Genomic DNA, 15145 nt, shown 5'->3' with positions numbered 1-15145 from the left:
GGGCGAACGGTATGCCCCATTCATGACGGTTGCGCACTATTTTGGTGCGTGCTTGTACCGCCAAATGGGGCTGCGGGTGCATGTTCGGATGTGCCCAGTCCTATATCGGTGCGACGCCCTGCACAGGGGCGAGTATCCAAGCGGTTAAAAAAGTTTGGCTCGAATAATTATCTGAGTTACAGGGTCGGCAGTCAGGCAAACGGACCGCATGATAAAAAGTTGTAAGTTTATGCTGTAGGAAATTGCCTGCGGAATCTCCATTTATATTAAACCCACCGTTCCTGTCTTATCGTGGTGATACGGTTTAGGTTGCTCCTCAATCCACTGCCTCATCCTGATCGCCATCATGGAGTGAAGCCCGCAATGCCAAGCATTTAGCGGGCTTGCACCTTGGTGGCAGGCCAATTTCGTTCGACATTCTCATCTTGAAGAAAACCAGGGTGTGGTTGTTTTTTCGCCGATAAACATGATGGCGGGTAGAGCAACTCATGAAACAGTCTGACTTTCGCTTCAGTTTTCAGGCACTCGCCGGGCGCACGGAATTCGAAGTGGTTTCATTCAAGCTAAATGAAGCCCTCAACCAGCCATTTGTGCTGAACCTGGAACTTGTCAGCTACGAAAGTGATATCGACTTCGGTCACGTCCTCGACAAGCCTGCGCTATTCACCCTTTATTGCGCAGACCGGCCACTGCGTCATGTGCATGGCTTGGTCAGTGCCTTCAGCCAGGGCGAAACCGGCTTTTGTCGCACGCGCTACCACGCCGTGGTCGAGCCGCAGCTGGCCCGCGCGCGGTTGCGTTCGAACTGGCGGATCTTTCAGCACAAAACCGTGCCGCAGATTCTTGAACTCATGTTCAAGCGTCAGGGCATCACCCGCTTTGAGCTGAAAGCAGCGCGCAGCACCAGGTGCGGGAGTTCTGTGTCCAGGCGGGTGAAACCGACCTCGACTTCATCCATCGCCTTGCCGCTGAAGAGGGGTTCGTCTACCGCTTCGAACACTGCGCCCGGCAGCACACGCTGATCGTTACCGACCGTTTGCTGTCGTTTGGGCTGCTCAGCCGGGGCGCGCTCAAGGTAGGGGAAGACGAGGCGCTTTGGCTGGATGAGGATGATGTCGGCCCCGACAAGGTGCTGTACCACGCCAGCAGTGGTGGCGACCAGGCCCGCGCCTGCCTGCGGCGCTTGCGCTATTGCGAGCAGGTACGTACTGCGCGGCAAGTGCAGCGCGACTACACCTTCACCAACCCGGCCTACCGGCAGGAGCACAAGGCCCAGACCAGTGGCGTCACGCACCAGTCACTGGACTACGAGCGCTTTGATTACCCGGGGCGCTACAAGCGCGATGCGGTGGGCAAGCCCTTCACTGAAACACGGCTGACGGCGCTGCGCCACGACGCATGCCTGGCCGAAGTGCAGGGCGACGACGTGCGCCTGCAGACAGGTCTGAGCTTCACCCTCATCGGACACCCGCGGGAAGACCTCAATGTTCACTGGCGCGTGATCAGCCTGAGTCACGAAGGTACCCAGCTCACCAGCCTGCAGGAAGAAGCTGCTGGCGCTGAACAAAGCACCCGCTACGTGAACGATGCGCTGCTGGTGCAGGGCATGGCCGAGTGGCGCCCGGCCCCCATGGCCAAGCCGCGCATTGATGGCCCACACATGGCTACCGTGGTCGGCCCGCCTGGTGAGGAGATCTATTGCGACGAATGGGGGCGGGTCAAGGTCAGCTTCCCGTGGGACCGGGAGAGCAAGAGCAACGAGTTCAGTTCCTGCTGGGTACGGGTGTCGCAAGGCTGGGCCGGTGGCAGCTGGGGTTCGATGGCCATCCCGCGTATCGGCCAGGATGTGATTGTCCAGTACGTCAATGGCGACCCCGACCAGCCGATGATCACCGGGCGCACCTATTGCGGTGACCAGCTGCCGCCGTACGACCTTCCGGATCACAAGACCCGCATGACCATCAAGAGCCAGACCCATAAAGGCGATGGCTTCAACGAGTTGCGCTTCGAAGACGAGCTCGGGCGGCAGGAAGTGTTCATTCATGCCGAGCGCGACCAGAACAATGTTGTGAAACACAACGAAACCACGCTCATTGGCAATGACCGTAGCGAACGCGTCGAGCATGACGAAGTGGTGGACATAGGTGGCAACCGCAGCGTCACGGTTGGCGCCAGCAAGCGCGAAACGGTCGCCCTTGGCAAAGTCGAAAGCATTGGCCTGGGCAAGTCGCTGGCCGTTGGCGGGGGGCTAAGTGTAATGGTCGGCCTTGAGGCCACCGAGCAGGTCGCGCTGGACAAGCGCGTGCAGGTCGGCGGGCAACTGCGGGTCGACGCCGATGAGGATGTGTCGATCACCAGTCATCACGGCCACGTGCATATCGACAGCCGAACGTCGCTGACCCTGAGCTGCGGCGGGGCCTTTATCAAGCTGAGCGATGGCCGCATCGAAATCGGTTGCCCCGAACCACTGCTGTTACACGCCATCGCCCAGGTCAAGGCGCCTGCACGTTACGGAGTACCGCCTGCACCTGAGCAGGACGAAATCGAGTTTCGCCTGGTGCATGCCGACGGTACGCCGATTGCGGGCACGGCCTACGTGGCAACGTTGTCCGATGGCACCCAGCGCCAGGGTGTGGTCGACCAGAACGGCTATGCCCGCCTGGCTGGCGTTACCCCCGGTTGCAGCGCCCAGGTGCGCTACGAAGTTGGCCCAGGCCCGCTGCAGCTGACGACCGCAACCGAGCTGGATACTGCCTTGCAGGCATTGCTTGCCGGCTGCACCTCGGCAGGTGGCCAGCCATGAGTTCGACAGCTGACTGGCTGGATGAAGCAGTGGAAAAAGTGGCCGACGGCTTTGGCTGGCTGCGTGACCTGGTGCTTGGCGAGTTTGCCGAGGAGCGGCCACTGAGCGTGGTCATCGCCGACATGCTGCTGTCGTTGGTGCCTGGGGTCGTGATCGTGCTCAGTGCCCGCGACCTGGCTGCGGTGTGCCTGCGCCTGGGCAAGCGCTACGCGGCGGACGGCAGCCAGGCAACGCCGCAGCCGCCAGAATGGCAAGAGTGGGTGTTGCTGGTGGCCTGCCTGATGACCTTGATCGCGCCGATCATCGGTGCTGTGGCGGGGGCTGTGGGCACGCCCGTGGGCTCGGTGGCAGGAGCACTGGTTGGGCAGGAAGCAGCAGCGTTCTTGCGTGGTTTGTGCTTGCTGTTGATACGTGAAAATCAGGTCATCCTGCAGACAGTGGTTGCGTTTCTCGGCAAGTTCACCCGCGGCAGCGTGGAGTTCTGGCTGCACCAGGTCAGGTTCGCGAGCTATGAAAAGGACTTGCTGGCCTACCTGAACCTGTTTTTGACCAAGGTTCTCGCGGCAACGGCAAAGCTTCGCAGCTACCTGGGCAACTGGCCGTTCAACCAGGCGGCCTCGCACCTGTTGGTGCGGTTGCAGGCCATGGAAGCGCAGTTCTACGCCGTGCAGGTGCATGCCTTGCGGGAAATCCCGCATGCGCTGATGCAGCTCGATGCCAGGCTGGCCAAGGTGCTGGAGCAGGCCAGCGACCTGCCCGCGCAGGTTGCGCAAGCCGGGGTGCATGCGCAAAAGCCGGTGCCCATGGCCATGAGTGGTGGGCGGGTGACCTCTGGCATCGGCATGCGCCCGCGTTACCTTGAGCGCCCCGAAGATGTGCTCGGCCCGCCCGTGCCCACGTCGCCGACAGTCGCTGCGCAGGGTGCCAATGTGCACGTGTTCGATCACGCGACGGCGACCCGGGCGCAGAAGGGTATTTATGGGGAGGTGGTTAGTGATCAGTACATGCTCGGCAAGGGTCATGAAAACCTGTTGTCCGCCGCGCGTGGGCCTCGCAGCCTGGAAATGAAACCCACCGGGCGTGGGCTGGATGGCGTCTATCGTAATGCCCATCCGCCACCGCCGTTCATTATTACCGAGACCAAGTATCGAACGGGGGGCGTGTTTTCGCCGGGTAGTTTGCCGGTTACGAAGGGGAGTGAGGGGTATCCGAGTGCCAGGCAGATGAGTGATGCGTGGATTGGCCCCAGATTACAAAGCGCGTTGGGGCGTAAGGAGGGAGATGCGATTCGAGAGGCGGGGTACGAGCGGTGGCTAATAGTTGTAAACGAAAACGGGGTCGTATCGAGTGTGACTAAGCTCGACGGTAATGCTAGAGCCATTGTTGATACTGTTCGATAGGAGGTGTCAGGTGCATTTTGATCGGGTTAAAAGAGAGCCGCTCCTGCAAGAGAAGTTTTATGTGGATGATGTGTCTTATCTGAAGGAGAAATATTTTGAGCGGAGCGCTGAAGAGTTTTGGGCTAAGTCTTGGCCAGATTATGTTAATGTGGAGGGATTAAGTTGGGGGTGGTGCTATCAATCACTTGAGCTATTGATTGAGTTGTATTCAGGAGGCGAGCCATTAGAGACCCTCCGGCCCTATGCTGAGCACGTGTTTTCTCAGTTTCAGCGTCATAAACAGGCCTATCCGAGCTTCTCGCTGAAACTATGGGAGCCCGACGCATACCAGTTTGCTCTTTGGCTTTTGTCTTTGGCAGTGCTGTTGAATATGCCCGGGCGCATCACGCAAATTTTAGGCTATTTAAGTAAAGATCCTGATGACGGTGAAGACATCTTGTTGCGACAACTGTTTTCTCGTGTTGGGGTGACTATCCCTGGGAGCACATTGATTCATGAGCGCCCTTATCATGAATTGCTCAATGCTTTAAATACTGAGAAGGATGAGCAGCAACAGTCAATGCGTAGTTACCTGAAGCAGTGGTATCGAGGCATGCGCAACTGTTATTGGCATGATCGGCACAAAGCACGAAGCGATGCGGGTTTCTTTGGCTACTGGGCATTTGAGGCAGGATTGGTCACTGTGCTGTGGGGCGTCGACGATGCACCCTACAGAGACCTTCCTTTTTACCCGAAGGATTTGGTAGACGATGCTCGCAAGCGTCAAGTGATCAAAAGCTTCCCAGAACACCTGCAAAGTGCGCCGTATTCGGATGCACTTGCCAAGTCGGGTGAAATTTGCCCGCGCACGGGAGTGTGGGTGTGTGATGAATGGGCTGTAGGGCCTCAGACATTCATGCAAGGCGTAGAAATGCCGAGCGAAAATGGGCGCTCCGTGGTTTGGCGCTTGGTGAAAGGCTTATAGCGTGCGGGAGGGCCTATGGACCCGTTCGACAGCATCAAGCGCGACCCGTGGATGGTCGAGCAGCATTACCACGCCTCGACCCGTGAAAAAGAGCAGGAGTTTGCCGACCCTGATACCCAGGCATTGCTGGCCGAGTCCGCCGAGCGCAAGCATCATTACCGTGGCCTCAGTCGCGACTGGGCGCACATGGCACTGGAGCTGGTCATCCAGCGCTACTCGGGTGGCGAGCCGATGGAACTGGTGGAGGCCTATGTTGATTACGCGTTCGCCCAGTTCACCCGGCATTTTACGGCGTACCCGACAACCTGCGAGCAACTGCGCCCCTGGGTGGCGGACGAATACCGGGTTGCTTTGTGGCTGCTGTCGTTGGCCGTGCTGTGCGGTTACCCCGATCGTGTCGGCCAGGTGCTGGGCTGGCTGAACCAGGACGACGAGCGCAGCCCCGACCTGCTGCTGCATCGCCTGTTCCTGCGGCTGGGCAAGGCATACCCGGGGACCTCGCTGCTTCACCCCGAGACCTACGCCGCCTTGCTGGAGAGCCTCGACCTGCGTGGCCAAGCGCAGCATGAAGCGCTCTTGCGCTATCTCGAACAGTGGTATGCCAAGGCGCATGGCTGCTATTGGCACGATCGCCATGCCCGGGCACGGGGTGACCACCTGGGCTACTGGGCATTCGAAGCGGCGCTGGTAGCGTTTTTATGGTCTGTGCCAGGGGATGCTCTGGAGAGCGCCCCACATTTTTTTCCAAAGGCACTCATCGCAAGGGCGCATTACCGACGACTGGGCAAACAGTTCCGCGACCCGGAAACCGCCAGGCGCGAGGACGCTCCTGGCTGGCCTTCTGGCACCCCTTGCCCATGGCCCGGTCATTACACCTGCGTCGAGCGCAGTGTGGGTGAACAGGTGTTCATGCACCAGACACCCTTCCCCAAGATCGATGGCCAGGTGGTTCACTGGCGGCTGTCGAGGACATTCTGATTGGCGCTGCCGGCATGAGTGCGTGGCGCTTTACATGATTCAGGAGTGGCGACAATGCCTGCCATCGTTCTGCTTGGTCACCCTCACCATTGCCCATTGTGCGGCCCCACCAGCGTCAGCAGCGGCTCCAGCCTGTTCTTCGTCAACGGCAGAGCGGCCGCCAGGGTTGGCGACAGGCTCGGCTGTGGGGCGGCGATCACCAGCGGCTCGGCGCTGATGATGGATGAAGGACAGCCGCTTGCTAGGGTAGGCGATGCTACCAGTCATGGCGGCGTCCTGGAAAATGGCGATAAAAGTTGGTTGCTCGATTAAGCGAAGTGGGAGCGGTTCAGCCCCCACAGGGAATGGGCAAGATCAGAGGCTGACGGCCTTGCCATCGGTGCGCGCTTGCGCCAACAGCAGGTTCAACTGGGCGACCTGCTGACGCAGCTGGTCACGTTCGTCTTTAAGTTTACGCAGCTCATCACGGCGCACGGAGACATAGAGGGTCTGGGGTGGGGTTGCTGGCATCAAAGTACCCATGAGCACACCTCGCGGTTTTGGCTGGTGACAAGTCAAAGCGTAGACGCTTCACGCGGGGCGCATTTTGAATTCTTTCGCAGGCCTTGGGAACTTTTTTGTTTATCGTGGTCTTGCCGTTCGTCGCTGAACCCTCGGGCGGCATGCTGGACTAATCTGAAAAGCTGGACTGTCGTCATCCATTTCGAAAAGGGAGCATTGGCTCATGCAACTGGGAATCATCGGGCTGGGCCGTATGGGCGGCAATATCGCAAGGCGCCTGATGCGCGCCGGTCACCGCACCGTGGTGCACGACCGCAACCGTGAAGCCATCACTGTCCTTGAGGGCGAAGGCGCCCAGGGCGCGCACGACCTCGGAGCACTGGTGCAAAAGCTGAAAGCGCCGCGCGCGGTATGGGTGATGCTGCCGGCTGGCGACCCCACCGAGCAGACCATCGCCCAGCTGGCCGAATTGCTGGAGCCGGGCGATGCGATCATCGACGGCGGCAACACCTTCTACAAGGACGACATGCGCCGCGCTGCAGAGCTGGCCAAGCGCGGCCTGCATTATCTGGACGTCGGGACTTCCGGCGGCGTGTGGGGCCTTGACCGCGGCTACTGCATGATGATCGGCGGCGAAAAGGACGTGTTCGAGCGCCTGGAACCGCTGTTCAAGGCGCTGGCGCCGGGCGTGGGCGACATCCCGCGTACCCATGGCCGCAACGGCGAGCACCAGCGCTCTGAGCACGGCTACATCCACGCCGGCCCACCCGGCGCCGGGCACTACGTGAAAATGGTGCATAACGGCATCGAGTACGGCCTGATGCAGGCCTATGCCGAAGGCTTCGACCTGCTGCGCAGCAAAGGCGGCAACGAGCTGCCGGAAGACCAGCGCTTCGACCTGAACGTGGCCGAAATTGCCGAAGTGTGGCGACGCGGCAGCGTGGTGACCTCGTGGTTGCTCGACCTCACCGCCGATGCGCTGGTGGCTGACCCGCAGCTGTCGCAATTCAGTGGCTCGGTGTCCGACAGTGGCGAAGGCCGTTGGACCATCGACGCCGCCGTCGAGCAGGCGGTGCCGGTGCCAGTGTTGTCCAGCGCCCTGTTCGCGCGCTTCCGTTCGCGCCAGCAACAGGGCACCTATGGTGACAAGATCCTCTCGGCCATGCGCCTGGGCTTCGGTGGCCACATCGAGAAGAAAGGCGAATGACTAAACAGACCATTGCGGCCGCCCCCCCTTGTACCCTGTTCCTGTTCGGCGCCAATGGCGACCTGGTCAAGCGCCTGCTGATGCCAGCGCTGTACAACCTTAGCCGCGACGGTTTATTGGACCGTAACCTGCGCATCGTCGGCGTCGACCATAACCCGGCCAGCGCCGAAGCGTTCGCCGCGCGGCTGCACGCTTTCATGGTCGAGCGTGACAAAGGCGGCGAGGGCAGCTCCAAGTGCCTGGACGAGAAGCTATGGGCCCGCTTGGCCAAGCGTCTGGATTACCAGACGGGCGACTTTCTCGATCCGGCCACCTACCAGGCCCTGGCCAGGCGCATCGACAAGACCAGCCACGGAAATGCCATTTTCTATCTTGCCACGTCGCCGCGCTTCTTCCCCGAGGTGGCGCAGCGCCTGGGGCAGGCAGGCCTGTTGGACGAGTCGGCCGGCGGCTTTCGTCGGGTGGTGGTTGAAAAACCGTTCGGCACCGACCTGGCTAGCGCCGAGGCACTCAACGCCTGCCTGCTGAAGGTGATGGGCGAGCGGCAGATCTATCGCATCGACCATTACCTGGGCAAGGAAACGGTGCAGAACATTCTGGTCAGCCGCTTTTCCAACGGCCTGTTCGAATCGTTCTGGAACAATCACTACATCGATCACGTGCAGATCACCGCAGCGGAAACTGTCGGTGTCGAGACTCGGGGTGCGTTCTATGACAGCACCGGCGCTCTGCGCGACATGGTGCCCAACCACCTGTTCCAGTTGCTGGCGATGGTGGCGATGGAGCCGCCGGCCGCGTTCGGCGCCGATGCGGTGCGCGGTGAAAAGGCCAAGGTGGTCGGCGCTATCCGCCCATGGTCGACAAAAATGGCCCTGAAAAACTCCGTGCGAGGCCAGTACAGCGCCGGCAAGCAGGGGCGCAAGTCGTTGCCAGGCTACCGCCAGGAGCCCAACGTCGCGCCGGACAGCCAGACCGAGACTTACGTGGCGCTGAAGGTGATGATTGACAACTGGCGCTGGGCCGGCGTGCCGTTCTACCTGCGCACCGGCAAGCGCATGAGTGTGCGTGACACCGAGATTGCCATCTGCTTCAAGCCCGCACCGTATGCGCAGTTCCGCGAGTCGGAGCTGGAGCGGCCCAAGCCCAATTACCTGAAAATCCAGATCCAGCCCAATGAAGGCATGTGGTTCGACCTGCAAGCCAAACGGCCCGGGCCGGAACTGGTGATGGAGAATGTCGAGTTGGGCTTTGCCTACAAGGACTTCTTCAAGATGACCCCGGCCACTGGCTACGAGACGCTGATCTATGACTGCCTGACCGGTGACCAGACCCTGTTCCAGCGGGCAGACAACATCGAGAACGGCTGGCGGGCGGTGCAGCCGTTTCTCGATGCCTGGGCCCAGGGCGGCGAAGTGCATGAGTATTCGGCTGGCGAAGACGGGCCGGAGGCTGGCAATGAATTGCTGTCCCGCGACAAGCGGGAGTGGCACCGGTTGGGGTGAGAGGTTTGCAAGCCTGTGCCGGCCCTGTCGCGGGCCAGCACAGGCAACCACACAAAGGAGACCCAATGCCTGCCCACATCGAAGACTACGCCCTGCTGGGCAACTGCCGCAGTGCGGCGCTGGTCAGCCGCGATGGCTCGCTGGACTGGCTGTGCCTGCCACGCTTCGACGCCCCCGCCGTGTTCGCGGCCCTGCTGGGCAACGAAGAAAACGGCCGCTGGCGCCTTGCCCCTTGCGACCCGGTAGCGCACAGCAGCCGCCAATACCTGGGCGACACCCTGGTGCTGGAAACCACCTGGGTGACCGCAAGCGGTCGTGCCCGGGTGCTCGATTTCATGCCCTTGGGCGAGGTCAACTCGGTGGTGCGCATCGTCGAAGGCTTGTCTGGCGAAACCCATTTCGAAATGGACCTGGTCATGCGCTTCGATTACGGCCGCAGCGTGCCCTGGGTGGAACGACTCGACCCACTGACCCTCAGCGCCGTCGCCGGCCCTGACCGGCTGATCCTGTGCAGCACCGTGCCTCCGCAAGCCCGCGACCACCATACCGGCTGCCGCTTTCGCGTCAGCACGGGCCAGCGCCAGGTCTTCAGCCTGCGTCACCAGCCCTCGCACTTGCCGGTGCAGCCAGACTGTGACATCGACCAAGCCCTGGCAAACACCTGCGAGCAATGGCAGGCCTTCGCCGACCGCTGTCCGCAGGTCGGGCCATATTCCGCCCTGGTGCGCCGCTCGCTGCTCACCCTCAAGGCCATGACTTACGTCCCCACCGGCGGTATGGTCGCTGCCGTCACCACTTCGCTGCCCGAGCGTGTGGGTGGCGAGCGCAACTGGGACTACCGCTTCTGTTGGCTGCGCGACGCGACCATGACCCTGCTGGCCTTCATGAACCTTGGCTACTTCGACGAGGCTCAGGCCTGGCGCGAGTGGCTGCTGCGCTCGGTGGCCGGCAACCCCGAGCAGATGCAGATCATGTATGGCCTGGCCGGCGAGCGTGACCTGCAGGAGTACACCTTGCCGTGGCTGGCCGGTTATGAGCATTCACAGCCGGTGCGGGTGGGCAACGCGGCCTCGGCGCAGACGCAGCTGGACATCTATGGCGAACTGGCCGATGCGATGACCCAGGCGATCAAGGGCGGGTTGCCCCGCCACCCGCGCAGCGCCGCCATTTCGCGCTTGATCTTGCCTTATGTCGAGGGTATCTGGCGCGAGCCGGACGAAGGCATCTGGGAAGTGCGTGGCGGCCGGCAGCAGTTCGTGCACTCCAAGGTGATGGCCTGGGTCGCCTTCGACCGCGCCGCAGGGCTGGCCGACACCACGGAAGAAGGCCGCGAGCGCGGGCAGCATTATCGCCAGGTGGCTGACGAGATTCACCGCGACGTGTGCGAGCACGGCCTGGACGCCAGCGGCCGGTTCTTTGTCCAGGCCTATGGTTCGACCGAAATGGACGCCAGCCTGTTGCAGATCGCCCTGACCGGCTTCCTGCCGGCGGATGACCCACGCTTCATGCGCACGCTCGAGCAGATCGAACAGCGCCTGCTGAAGAACGGCCTGCTGCTGCGCTATGACAGTGACAGCTGCAGCGACGGCCTGACGCCGGGCGAGGGTACGTTCCTGGTGTGTTCGTTCTGGCTGGCTGACGTCTATGTATTGCTGGGGCGCCAGGCCAAAGCCGAAGCGCTGTACCAACACCTGACCGGGCTGTGCAACGACCTCGGCCTGCTGGCCGAACAGTACGACCCGGCCGGCCGCCGCATGCTCGGCAACTTCCCCCAGGCCTTCAGCCAGATAGGCATCATCAACACCGCGCTGAATCTGCACCGCGCACAGTGCCCGGCACGCGACCGGGCGCGTTGTGGGTAGCGAATGAGTGCAACCAGTGCCTTGCTCACATTCTTGAAACGTGTGGACTCCCCGCGAACGCCGGCAAAGCCGGTTGATTCAGGCCGCCTGATATGAAGCTGTGAAACTGTGAAACGACCGGAGTAGACTAGGCCAAACACCCTTTCGGCACGGAGCACATATGGGCATTCGCGGTACTGACCGGCAAATCGACAACATCGAGTTCAATGTCAGCGACATTTCACGGAGCAAGACCTTCTATGGCAGCGTGTTTGGTTGGGCCTTCACCGACTACGGGCCTACCTACACCGAGTTCAGTGATGGCCGGTTGACGGGTGGCTTCACCACGGGTGAGCCGGTGCGTCCGGGTGGGCCGCTGGTCATCTTGTACGCTGACGACCTGGAGGCCACGCAGCAGCGGATCGAAGCCGCCGGGGCGAAAATCAGCCGGGCGATCTTTGCCTTTCCCGGCGGGCGGCGCTTTCATTTCATCGACCCGGACGGTTATGAGCTGGCGGTGTGGACGGCCCAGGCCTGATGGCCAATCACAAGATCGAAATCCGCCGACGCAATATCGAAAAAATCCTGCAAGCGGCGGAAAAGGTGTTTGCCGAGAAGGGCTATGGCGCCACCTCCATGGGGGATATCGCCGAGCAGGCTGAGTTGCCACGCTCCAACCTGCATTATTACTTCAGCACCAAGGACGAGCTGTTCCGCGCGGTACTGCAGGACCTGCTGGATGTGTGGAAGCAGGACGCCCTGTGCTTCGAGAACTTCGACGACCCGCGTGTGGTGCTGACCAGCTACATCCGGGCGAAGATGGGCCATTCGCGCTCGCGGCCGCTGGGCTCGAAAATCTGGGCCGAAGAGATGCTGCATGGGGCGCCGGTGCTGGGGGTTAACCTCGACGAAAGCCTGGTGCCCTGGGCGAAGATGAAAGAAGCCAAGATCCGCTGCTGGGTGGAAGAGGGGCGCATCCTGCCGGTGGAGCCGTCGGCGCTGCTGTACATGATCTGGGCCTCGACCCAGCATTACGCTGACTTCGGCTACCAGGTGCAGTTGCTGAACGGCGGCGAGATGCTGTCGGACATGGCGTTCGAGAGTGCGGTGCAGACGGTGACCAGCGTGATCTTGCGGGGGATCGGGCTGGAGCCGTGAACCGGCGATGGAGGCCGCTGCACGGCCTTCGCGGGCTTGCCCGCTCCCACAGGTTCTGCGCTGTCCTCAGAAACGGCGCAGTCCTGTGGGAGCGGGCAAGCCCGCGAAGGGCTGCATGGCAGCCCCTATTGCTTCAACTGGCCTCACGGTAGGGGTTACGCGGATCCTGCGTCCAGTTCAGGTACGGCTTGCCGGTATCCTGTGCCTCCATTTCGATGCAGTTTTCCACCGGGCAGGTGATCTGGCACAGGTTGCAGCCCACGCATTCCTCCTCGATCACACTGTAGGCATGCGTGCCGTCAGCCTTCAGCGTGCTGGCAATCGCCTGGTGCGAGGTGTCCTCACACGCAATGTGGCAGCGCCCGCAGCCGATGCACGCCTCCTGGTCAATGTGCGCCACCGACTTGTAGTTGATGTCCAGGTATTTCCAGTCGGTGGTATGCCCCACCGCCTGCCCGCGGAACGCCTCGATGTTGGGGTGCCCATGCTGGTCCATCCAGCGCGCCAGGCCGTCCTGCATGTCCTCGACAATACGGAAGCCATGCAGCATCGCCGCCGTGCACACCTGCACGGCGCCACTGCCCAAGGCCATGAACTCGGCTGCGTCACGCCAGTTGCCGATGCCGCCAATGCCACAAATCGGCAAGCCACGCGTTTCCGGGTCGCGGGCGATTTCCGCTACCATGTTCAAGGCAATCGGCTTCACTGCCGAACCGCAGTAACCGCCATGGGTGCTCTGGTCTCCGACAATCGGGTGGGCCACCATGCGGTCCAGGTCGACGCTGGTGATGGAGTTGATGGTATTGATCAACGACACGGCATCGGCCCCGCCCCGGTGCGCGGCGCGGGCCGACTGGCGGATATCGGTGATGTTTGGCGTAAGCTTCACGATCACCGGCAGCGCGCAGTACGTCTTGCACCAGCGGGTGACCATTTCCACATATTCCGGCACCTGGCCGACGGCCGCCCCCATGCCGCGTTCCGGCATACCGTGCGGGCAACCGAAGTTCAGCTCGATGCCATCGGCCCCGGTGGCTTCCACCAGCGGCAGGATGAACTTCCACGATTCCTCTATGCACGGCACCATCAGCGAAACGATCAATGCGCGGTCGGGCCAGTCCTTCTTCACCTGGGTGATTTCGCGCAGGTTGATGTCCAGGGAGCGGTCGGTGATCAACTCGATATTGTTGATCCCCTGTACCTGACGGTTGGCACCATAGTGCGCCGAGTAGCGCGACGATACGTTGACTGCCGCAGGGTCTTCGCCCAGTGTCTTCCAGACCACGCCGCCCCAGCCGGCCTCGAAGGCGCGGACAACGTTGTAGGCCTTGTCGGTTGGCGGTGCGGAGGCCAGCCAGAAGGGGTTGGGTGCCTTGATGCCGGCAAATACGATAGACAAGTCGGCCATTTACGCTGCCTCCACGTTGAGCATGAGTTGGGCATGGATGGCTTCGGCGGCCAGCTTGCCGTGTTGCACGGCCTGCACGGTAAGGTCCTGGCCCAGCGCGGTGCAGTCGCCGCCTGCGTATACGCCCGGCAGGCTGGTCTGCAGGTTTTCGTCAACGCGGATGCGCTCACCCTCGCGGGCCAGTTGCGCAGCCACAGGGTCGTGGAGGCTGGCGTCGTCGAAGCGCTGGCCAATGGCCTTGAAGATGGCATCCGCAGCCAGCTCAAAGGTTTCGCCGGTATCGCACAGGCGGCCTTCCGCCAGTTCGGTGCGGGCAAAACGCATGCCGCGGACCTTACCGGCGTCATCCAGCAGCACGGCATCTGGGCGGGCCCAGGTGTACAGGCGTACCTGGTTGGCCTTGGCGATGTCCTGCTCGTGGCCGGTAGCGCCCATGTCTGCCTGACCACGGCGGTAAACCAGGTTGACGTCACGGGCACCCAGACGGCTCATCTGCACGGCCATGTCGATGGCCGTGTTGCCAGCACCGATCACCAGGCAGCGGTCGGCCAGCGGTAGCTGGCTCAGGTCATCGGCCTGGCGTAGCTCACGGATGTATTCGGTGGCGGCGAGCACGCCGGGGGCTTCCTCGTCGGGCAGGCCTAGCTGGCGCACGGCATTCAGGCCGAGGCCCAGGAACACCGCGTCGTACTGATCGCGCAGTTCGCCCAGGCTGAGGTTGCTACCCAGGCGCTGGCCATGGCGGACTTCGATACCGCCAATGCCCAACAAGAAATCCACTTCACGCTGGGCATAGTCGTCTACCAGCTTGTAGCGGGCGATGCCGTACTCGTTGAGGCCGCCGGCTTTGTCGCAGGCCTCGAACACCACCACGTCATGCCCGTGCATGGCCAGGCGGTGGGCGCAGGACAGCCCTGCCGGGCCGGCGCCGACCACGGCGATACGCTTGCCGGTGGCTGCCGAGCGCTTGAACGGGTGTGCGCTGAACTGGGCGTTGTCCAGGGCGTAACGCTGCAGTTGGCCGATCAGCACCGGTGCGCATTCCTGGGCGTTGTTGCGCACGCAGGCTTGCTGGCAGAGGATTTCGGTGGGGCACACGCGGGCGCAACTACCGCCAAGGATGTTGGCCGAAAGAATGCGCTCGGCGGCGCCTTGCAGGTTTTCGTCACTGATGCGGTGTATGAACGAGGGGATGTCAATCTCGCTAGGGCAAGCGTTGACGCAAGGGGCGTCGTAGCAGTACAGGCAGCGTGCACTTTCCAGGGCGGCCTGGCGCGCGGTGAGGGGTGGGGCCAGATCGCTGAAGCGCTCGGCCAACTGGTCGGCGCCGGCCCGGGGGCGCGGCAAATGGTTCAGGGCGTCGATCACGGTTGTAGCCTCTCT

12 protein-coding genes and 1 pseudogene are annotated in these 15145 nt (G+C 62.0%); 10 read left to right on the top strand and 3 right to left on the bottom strand.

All coding sequences use genetic code 11. The features are described from left to right. Positions 1–488: 488 nt before the first annotated feature. From INQ47_RS15830 to INQ47_RS15810, 5 genes and pseudogenes are all read left to right on the top strand, one after another. Positions 489–2803: pseudogene (locus INQ47_RS15830) on the top strand (type VI secretion system Vgr family protein). Beyond that, a complete protein-coding gene (locus INQ47_RS15825) occupies positions 2800–4203 on the top strand; it encodes a hypothetical protein (RefSeq protein ID WP_404702070.1) in 1404 nt (467 codons plus the stop codon). Before INQ47_RS15830 ends, INQ47_RS15825 begins: the two are co-directional and overlap by 4 nt. 10 nt (positions 4204–4213) lie before the next feature. Then, a complete protein-coding gene (locus INQ47_RS15820; protein ID WP_404702069.1) occupies positions 4214–5167 on the top strand; it encodes a PoNe immunity protein domain-containing protein in 954 nt (317 codons plus the stop codon). A 15-nt stretch (positions 5168–5182) separates the two neighbouring features. After that, complete coding sequence (locus INQ47_RS15815; RefSeq protein ID WP_404702068.1) at positions 5183–6145, top strand: PoNi-like cognate immunity protein; 963 nt, start codon at positions 5183–5185, stop codon at positions 6143–6145. Positions 6146–6199: 54 nt separating this feature from the next. Then, complete coding sequence (locus INQ47_RS15810) at positions 6200–6457, top strand: PAAR domain-containing protein (RefSeq protein ID WP_104961296.1); 258 nt, start codon at positions 6200–6202, stop codon at positions 6455–6457. Positions 6458–6499: 42 nt separating this feature from the next. Here the strand turns inward: INQ47_RS15810 and INQ47_RS15805 are convergent, their stop codons facing one another. Then, positions 6500–6667, bottom strand: coding sequence for a DUF6026 family protein (locus INQ47_RS15805; protein WP_014860810.1), 168 nt, complete (start codon positions 6665–6667; stop codon positions 6500–6502). 202 nt (positions 6668–6869) lie between these two features. Here INQ47_RS15805 and gnd point away from each other — a divergent pair, with 202 nt between their 5' ends. The 5 genes from gnd to INQ47_RS15780 all read left to right on the top strand — a co-directional run bounded on the left by gnd (position 6870) and on the right by INQ47_RS15780 (position 12354). Further along, positions 6870–7853, top strand: a complete 984-nt coding sequence (gene gnd / locus INQ47_RS15800) for a phosphogluconate dehydrogenase (NAD(+)-dependent, decarboxylating) (protein ID WP_404702067.1) — start codon at positions 6870–6872, stop codon at positions 7851–7853. Further along, positions 7850–9355, top strand: a complete 1506-nt coding sequence (gene zwf / locus INQ47_RS15795) for a glucose-6-phosphate dehydrogenase (protein ID WP_404702066.1) — start codon at positions 7850–7852, stop codon at positions 9353–9355. The genes gnd and zwf overlap by 4 nt, the downstream gene beginning before the upstream one ends. Positions 9356–9420: 65 nt before the next feature. After that, on the top strand, positions 9421–11217 hold the full coding sequence (locus tag INQ47_RS15790) for a glycoside hydrolase family 15 protein (RefSeq protein WP_404702065.1): 1797 nt from the start codon (positions 9421–9423) through the stop codon (positions 11215–11217). A gap of 160 nt (positions 11218–11377) precedes the next feature. Further along, positions 11378–11734 (top strand): VOC family protein, encoded by a 357-nt coding sequence (locus INQ47_RS15785; protein WP_404702064.1) that lies wholly within the window; start codon positions 11378–11380, stop codon positions 11732–11734. Continuing rightward, on the top strand, positions 11734–12354 hold the full coding sequence (locus INQ47_RS15780; RefSeq protein WP_028697673.1) for a TetR/AcrR family transcriptional regulator: 621 nt from the start codon (positions 11734–11736) through the stop codon (positions 12352–12354). The genes INQ47_RS15785 and INQ47_RS15780 overlap by 1 nt, the downstream gene beginning before the upstream one ends. A 133-nt stretch (positions 12355–12487) precedes the next feature. Here the strand turns inward: INQ47_RS15780 and preA are convergent, their stop codons facing one another. Further along, positions 12488–13762, bottom strand: a complete 1275-nt coding sequence (gene preA, locus INQ47_RS15775) for an NAD-dependent dihydropyrimidine dehydrogenase subunit PreA (RefSeq protein WP_176682255.1) — start codon at positions 13760–13762, stop codon at positions 12488–12490. Then, positions 13763–15130, bottom strand: coding sequence for an NAD(P)-dependent oxidoreductase (locus INQ47_RS15770; RefSeq protein WP_404702063.1), 1368 nt, complete (start codon positions 15128–15130; stop codon positions 13763–13765). Positions 15131–15145: the final 15 nt, after the last annotated feature.

The organism is Pseudomonas sp. 3HC3, assembly GCF_044904505.1.
Lineage (GTDB): Bacteria > Pseudomonadota > Gammaproteobacteria > Pseudomonadales > Pseudomonadaceae > Aquipseudomonas > Aquipseudomonas putida_Y.
The sequence above is the reverse complement of the archived record's forward strand: the minus strand, read 5'-3'. Positions and strand labels throughout refer to the sequence as shown.

Excerpts from the sequence above, each read along its gene's own strand:
- INQ47_RS15825 (WP_404702070.1), top strand. The coding sequence starts at position 2,800 with ATGAGTTCGACAGCTGACTGGCTGGATGAAGCAGTGGAAAAAGTGGCC.
- INQ47_RS15815 (WP_404702068.1), top strand. The coding sequence starts at position 5,183 with ATGGACCCGTTCGACAGCATCAAGCGCGACCCGTGGATGGTCGAGCAG.
- INQ47_RS15810 (WP_104961296.1), top strand. The coding sequence starts at position 6,200 with ATGCCTGCCATCGTTCTGCTTGGTCACCCTCACCATTGCCCATTGTGC.
- INQ47_RS15805 (WP_014860810.1), bottom strand. The coding sequence starts at position 6,667 with ATGGGTACTTTGATGCCAGCAACCCCACCCCAGACCCTCTATGTCTCC.
- gnd (WP_404702067.1), top strand. The coding sequence starts at position 6,870 with ATGCAACTGGGAATCATCGGGCTGGGCCGTATGGGCGGCAATATCGCA.
- zwf (WP_404702066.1), top strand. The coding sequence starts at position 7,850 with ATGACTAAACAGACCATTGCGGCCGCCCCCCCTTGTACCCTGTTCCTG.
- INQ47_RS15790 (WP_404702065.1), top strand. The coding sequence starts at position 9,421 with ATGCCTGCCCACATCGAAGACTACGCCCTGCTGGGCAACTGCCGCAGT.
- INQ47_RS15785 (WP_404702064.1), top strand. The coding sequence starts at position 11,378 with ATGGGCATTCGCGGTACTGACCGGCAAATCGACAACATCGAGTTCAAT.
- INQ47_RS15780 (WP_028697673.1), top strand. The coding sequence starts at position 11,734 with ATGGCCAATCACAAGATCGAAATCCGCCGACGCAATATCGAAAAAATC.
- preA (WP_176682255.1), bottom strand. The coding sequence starts at position 13,762 with ATGGCCGACTTGTCTATCGTATTTGCCGGCATCAAGGCACCCAACCCC.